The organism is Streptomyces sp. P5F9, assembly GCF_057961495.1.
The window spans coordinates 1-5,105 of sequence record NZ_JBXVPZ010000593.1; the positions used below are offsets into that span (position 1 = coordinate 1).

The 5,105-nt window shown below is 70.3% G+C and carries 5 protein-coding genes; 2 read left to right on the forward strand and 3 right to left on the reverse strand.

Annotated elements, in window-relative coordinates:
• Positions 1-48: 48 nt before the first annotated feature.
• Positions 49-1,155 (forward strand): sugar ABC transporter substrate-binding protein, encoded by a 1,107-nt coding sequence (locus tag AC31A1_RS46360; RefSeq protein ID WP_489659091.1) that lies wholly within the window; start codon positions 49-51, stop codon positions 1,153-1,155.
• 124 nt (positions 1,156-1,279) lie between these two features.
• Here AC31A1_RS46360 and AC31A1_RS46365 read toward each other — a convergent pair whose 3' ends face one another.
• Both AC31A1_RS46365 and AC31A1_RS46370 read right to left on the reverse strand, forming a co-directional pair.
• Complete coding sequence (locus tag AC31A1_RS46365) at positions 1,280-1,606, reverse strand: hypothetical protein (protein ID WP_489659092.1); 327 nt, start codon at positions 1,604-1,606, stop codon at positions 1,280-1,282.
• Positions 1,603-1,896 (reverse strand): hypothetical protein, encoded by a 294-nt coding sequence (locus AC31A1_RS46370; protein WP_489659093.1) that lies wholly within the window; start codon positions 1,894-1,896, stop codon positions 1,603-1,605. Before AC31A1_RS46370 ends, AC31A1_RS46365 begins: the two co-directional genes overlap by 4 nt.
• 267 nt (positions 1,897-2,163) lie before the next feature.
• Between AC31A1_RS46370 and AC31A1_RS46375 the strand changes: the two genes are divergently transcribed.
• Positions 2,164-3,945, forward strand: coding sequence for a protein kinase domain-containing protein (locus AC31A1_RS46375; protein WP_489659094.1), 1,782 nt, complete (start codon positions 2,164-2,166; stop codon positions 3,943-3,945).
• 433 nt (positions 3,946-4,378) lie between these two features.
• On the opposite strand, the gene AC31A1_RS46380 is transcribed toward AC31A1_RS46375, so the two are convergent.
• The gene (locus AC31A1_RS46380; RefSeq protein WP_489659095.1) at positions 4,379-4,918 is read right to left on the reverse strand and encodes a hypothetical protein; all 540 of its coding nucleotides are present in this window, start codon (positions 4,916-4,918) and stop codon (positions 4,379-4,381) included.
• Between the last annotated feature and the right edge of the window lie 187 nt (positions 4,919-5,105).

The window sequence follows — 5,105 nt, forward strand, 5'->3', positions numbered from 1 at the left end:
CTCGAAAGGCGCCCCCACGTGAACGCTCCCGCCCTTTGTCGAATCCCCGTGCGCCACCTCGCGACGGCTCTGACCGCGTCCGCGTCCGCGCTCGCGCTCACCGCGTGCGGCGTCGTCGACGGAGTCGTCGGAAGCGACGGTTCCGCGTCGCCGAAGAAGGGCGACGACATCACGGTGGGACTGCTCCTGCCCGACAAGGACACCGCACGGTTCGAGGCCTTCGACCACCCCGTCATCAAGAAGGAGGTCGCCGCCCTCACCAACGGCAAGGGCAAGGTCGTCTACGCCAACGCCGAGGCGAGCCAGGACAAGCAGAGCCGGCAGTTCCAGCAGATGGTGGACCAGAAGGTCGACGTCATCCTGGTGGACGCGTTGAACGCCCAGGCCATCGCGCCGGAGGTCCAGAAGGCGAAGGACGCCGGCATCCCCGTCATCGCCTACGACCGACTGGCGGAGGGCCCGATCGACGCGTACGTCTCGCACGACAACGAACTCGTCGGCGAGATCCAGGCCCGCGCCATCATCACGGCGCTCGGCGGCAAGGCGGCGTCCAGCAAGATCGTCATGATGAACGGCGACCCCGCGGACACGAACTACGCGAAGTTCAAGGAGGGAGCCCTCGGCGAACTCCAGAACAACGTCAAGATAGCCAAGGTGTACGACACCGAGAAATGGTCCCCGGCGGTCGCCGAGACGAACATGAAGAACGCGATCAAGGCCGTCGGCCTCGACGACATCGCCGCGGTCTACGCGGCGAACGACGGCCTGGCGGGCGCCGTCATCAAGGCCCTGAAGGACGCGGGCGCCACCGAGATCCCACCGGTGACCGGCCAGGACGCGAACCTGGACGCGGTCCAGCGGATCGTCGCGGGCGAGCAGTACATGACCGCGTACAAGCCGTTCCCGGAAGAGGCCACCCGCGCCGCGGAGATGGCGGTGTACAAGGTCCAGGGCCGCGACATCCAGTTCGACTCCCTGACCCGCGACTCGGTCGACAGCCCCACGGAGAAGAAGATCCCCACCATGCTGGTCCCGGTGGTCGCGCTCACGAAGGACAACATCAAGGACACGGTGATCGCGGACGGCATCTACACCGTGAAGGACATCTGCACCCCGCAGTACGCGGCGGCCTGCGCGGCGATCGGCCTGAAGTAGCAGCCGGCTCTGTACGGCGCGATGGGCCCCCATGAACACCGTGCGGCCCGGGGCAGGTGACCGACCGCCGCACGGGACGGCCCGCGCGGGCACGACGGATGATCTGGGCGTACAGGCCGGGCCGTCAGAAGCTGCGCCAGAGCACGGCGTAGGCACGTTGGAGGACCTCCGCGGGCAGCGGGCTGACCCGGACCATACGGTCGAGGGCCTCGGCGAGCAGTCCCTCGCGGTCCGACTTGAGGGCCTCCCCGGTCTCCACCAGCAGGTCGACGATCTCCGCTACGGGCACGTGGAAGGCGGGGCCGGGTTCGGTGCGGGGCCGGACGAGGCTGTCCAGGTCGAGGGCCGGTGCGGTGAAGGCCGAGCCGGCGCGGCCGTACGCGACGGGTGAGCCGTGGTCGACCTCGCCGCGCACCACGTGCACGACCTCGGTGTCGGTCGTGGTGCTCATCCGTGGATCATCCCCCGCACAGAGGAGTCGAGTGTCGCGGCGCAGGTGATCTTGTCCTCGTCGGCCAGGTCGCCGTAGCGCCTGATGTCCGGCAGGACAGTCGGTCCCGCCCGGCCGCAGTCGCACGGCGAGAAGTCGACGAAGACCCGGTCTCCGCTGATCAGTCCGCCCCAGCGGCTCTCCAGCGAGACGTCCAGGAAGGCGAACCGGCCCTCCAGCACGCCGTGTTCGGTGTTCAGCAGCTTCTCGCCCGGCTCGTCCAGGACCAGCGGTATCACCCACGGCGGCACGTGGTAGTTGGTCCGGCAGGAATACGCCTCCCACGTCTGAGGACCTCGTCACCGGCCGAGCCACCCGCTTCGGTACCCGGGCCGGGGTCGACGGACTGCCCGCACGGTCGAGCCCGACATCCGTCAGGAGGGGCTTGATCGCGGCATCCTGAACAGCCCTGGGGGGAACGGAAGTGCGGGAAACCCTGAACGGACGCCACGGCTCGGATAGCCTCGTCAATCCGTGGAGCCGAACTGACGTACGGCGCACATCACTTCGGGAGATCCGTGTCAGAACAGCGGCCGCTGCCACCGGACCTGGCGACGAACGAGGCCGCCGCGCTGCGGCAGACCGGTGCCTCACCCCTGCGCCTCGGTGACCCGGATCTCATCGGTCCCTATGCGCCCCTAGCCTTGCTCGGCAGCGGCGGTATGGGGCGCGTCTACCTCGCATGTCCCTCGGACGGCAGCCCCGGTCTGGCCGCGGTGAAGGTGATCAGGCCGGAGTACGCGGACGATCCCGGCTTCCGGCGCCGGTTCGAGCGTGAAGCGTCGGTGCACGAGCGGGTCAGCACGTCGCACACACCGAGACTGTGCGGCACGGGCTTCCAGGACGAGTTGCTGTGGATGGCCACCGAGTACCTCCCGGGACTCGATCTGGCGCACGCCGTACGTGAGCACGGCGCCCTGGAGACGGCCGCGGTCTGGCGTCTGGTGGCGGAACTGGGGCAGGCGCTGACCGACCTCGCCGCCACGGGGATCGTGCACCGGGATCTGAAGCCGTCCAACGTGCTGTTGTCCGTCGGCGGCGCGCATGTGATCGACTTCGGCATTTCGAAGGCCATGGACGCCAGCACGATCACCAGCACGGGTGTCCGGGTGGGAACCGCGGCCTACATGTCGCCGGAACACCTGCGGACCGGCAGATCCGACCCGGCGTCGGACGTGTTCTCACTCGCCGGGACACTGGTGTACGCGGCGGCGGGGCATGCCCCGTTCGGCGACGGTACGGGGATCGACGTGATGCACCGGGTGGCGTTCGAGGAGCCGGACCCTGAACTGATCGCCGAGATCTCGACGGCGGACGCGGCGCTCGGCTCGCTGCTGACCGCCTGCCTGGCCAAGGAGCCCGAACGGCGGCCCACGGGGCAGGACTTGATCAACGCGGCCGGGGAACGCACCGAAACGACCGTGTGGCCCGAGCCGCTGGCCGGCCAACTGCTGGCCCGGCAGCGGGCGTACGAGGTGCTGTACCGGCTCCCCGCCGCATCGCCGGCCCGATTACGGTCTCCGGACGAACGACCGATGGCGATGCCGTCGGCACCGGCCGGGCAGAACGGCCGACCTGGTCCGCCCGTTCTCGAACCACCGGTGGTGGCCGCCGACGCCGCCTCCGGCACGCCATCGGCACGTCCCCAGGAGAGCGGAGTCCGCACCTGGGCACGGAAGAAGCCGGTGCGGGCCGTCGCCGCGGGCATCGCCGTCTGCGCGGTAGCCGCGGGGGTCTTCCTGCTCGGTCACCACGACGCCCCGCCCGCCGCTTCCGGCCCGGGGTCCGCCACGACGACCGATCGCATCCGGCCCGGCGACACCGCCCTCTCGTCGACGCCCGGGGCCTCGGACGCGAGGGCCGCCTCCGGCAAGAACGTCGACGGCGCCGCGAACCCCGACGGCGCGGCCACGCACCCCGAGGACTCGGGCTCCGCCCCATCGGCGGCGCACGGCACTCCCTCCGCTCCCGGTGCCGATCCCAGCGCCTCGGCCGACGCGACTCCCTCCTCGACCCCGAGCAGTCCGCCCACCACCGAGCCCGCGACCCCGGCCTGGATCTCGGACTGCACGTACTACCGCGGCAACGGACGCACGAGCCTGGGGGACAGCGGCAAGCGTGTGCTTCAGGTGCAGTGCATGCTGACGAAGCGCGGATACTCCGTCGGGAGCACCGGCGTGGACGGCGACTTCGGTGCCGGAACCGAGTCGGCGGTGCGGAGCTTCCAGGGCGACAAGCAGCTGGACGCCGACGGCGTCGTGGGCCACGAGACCTGGCTCGCCCTGCGCGGCACGGAGTGACGCACGTGCCGCACCCGCCGCGGTGCTGGTGCTGGACAGCGGCGGCTAGGTCGCCGAATCCGGCCCGGGTGACACGGCGTTCAAGGCCCCCTGGAGCGGCACCGCCGGCCGACGGCGCGCGGTGGCGCACTGTCGTTCAGGGCACCTGACCGGCCGGCGCCCGCTCCCCCTCTGATCGTCACGGCACACGCGGCCCGTGGTGGGCCCGCGACGCCCAGGACGCCGTCACCCGGGCCTGTCCGGCCGGGTGGCACCGGCTCCCGAGCCACCACGGCTACGACCACTCGGGCACCGCACCGGCCACCTTCGGCTACGGCGACCACGCCCGTCCGGCCACTTCAGTCGGTGGTGATCGGGTCGCGCCGGCTGACGATCGGGTGGATGGGGTCGTGAGGTCGTACGGCACGAACCTCCGCCCCTCCCGCGGGATCGTTCAACGGGGTGTCTTGACGTAGGTGTACGGGGCGGAGACATACGTGCTGTGATGATCCGCGGCACGCAGGGCGGCTGTGAGGCGCTCGCGCGGTTTGAGGCCGAGCCCGGCGGTGGCGTGCAGAGCTCCGAGAGCCAGGTCGTCCCCGGAGCCCACGGCGGAATATCCCTCCATGGGCTCACCGACTTGATAGTCGTCATGGATCTCGAAGAGACGCCCGTGGATGCCGACCAGGAAGACGCCTGCCTGTTCCTGCTCGGAGTCCTTGCGGGCCCATCCGCCGTCCTTGAGGCAGGCTCGGACGGCGTTGATGAAGCGCGTGGCCATGAAACGGTCGAGGTCGCCTTCGGGGTGCGGGGCCTCGAACGCATGGTGCAGGAGCTGGCCCATACGGAACGAGGTCGTGAATCCGAGTACATAGGGGCCGTTGGTGAAGACCTTCGGATCACGGCGGATCGTGAGCTGCGACCCGCTGCTGCCTGCCGAGTCGCCGGCGAGATGGACACGCCCGCGATGGACCAGGCCGACGATGACGGTCAAGTCACCACCTCCAGGGACTTGTCGGGTCCTTGTCGTCTTGCATGGCCCCGTTCTGCCCCCTGCCCGGGCGGAGCTACCACTTCCGCGAGGAGACCTGAAGGAGCGTCGACGAGGGCGCGATGGCCATGGGTGCTGTCCGCATCGGTGGCGCGCGGAGCGGACCTCGGGTCGCCCCACCCCCTCAATC

What these genes read in the sequence shown, in the direction of transcription:
- AC31A1_RS46365 (WP_489659092.1), bottom strand. Translation starts at nt 1,606, where the DNA reads ATGAGCACCACGACCGACACCGAGGTCGTGCACGTGGTGCGCGGCGAG.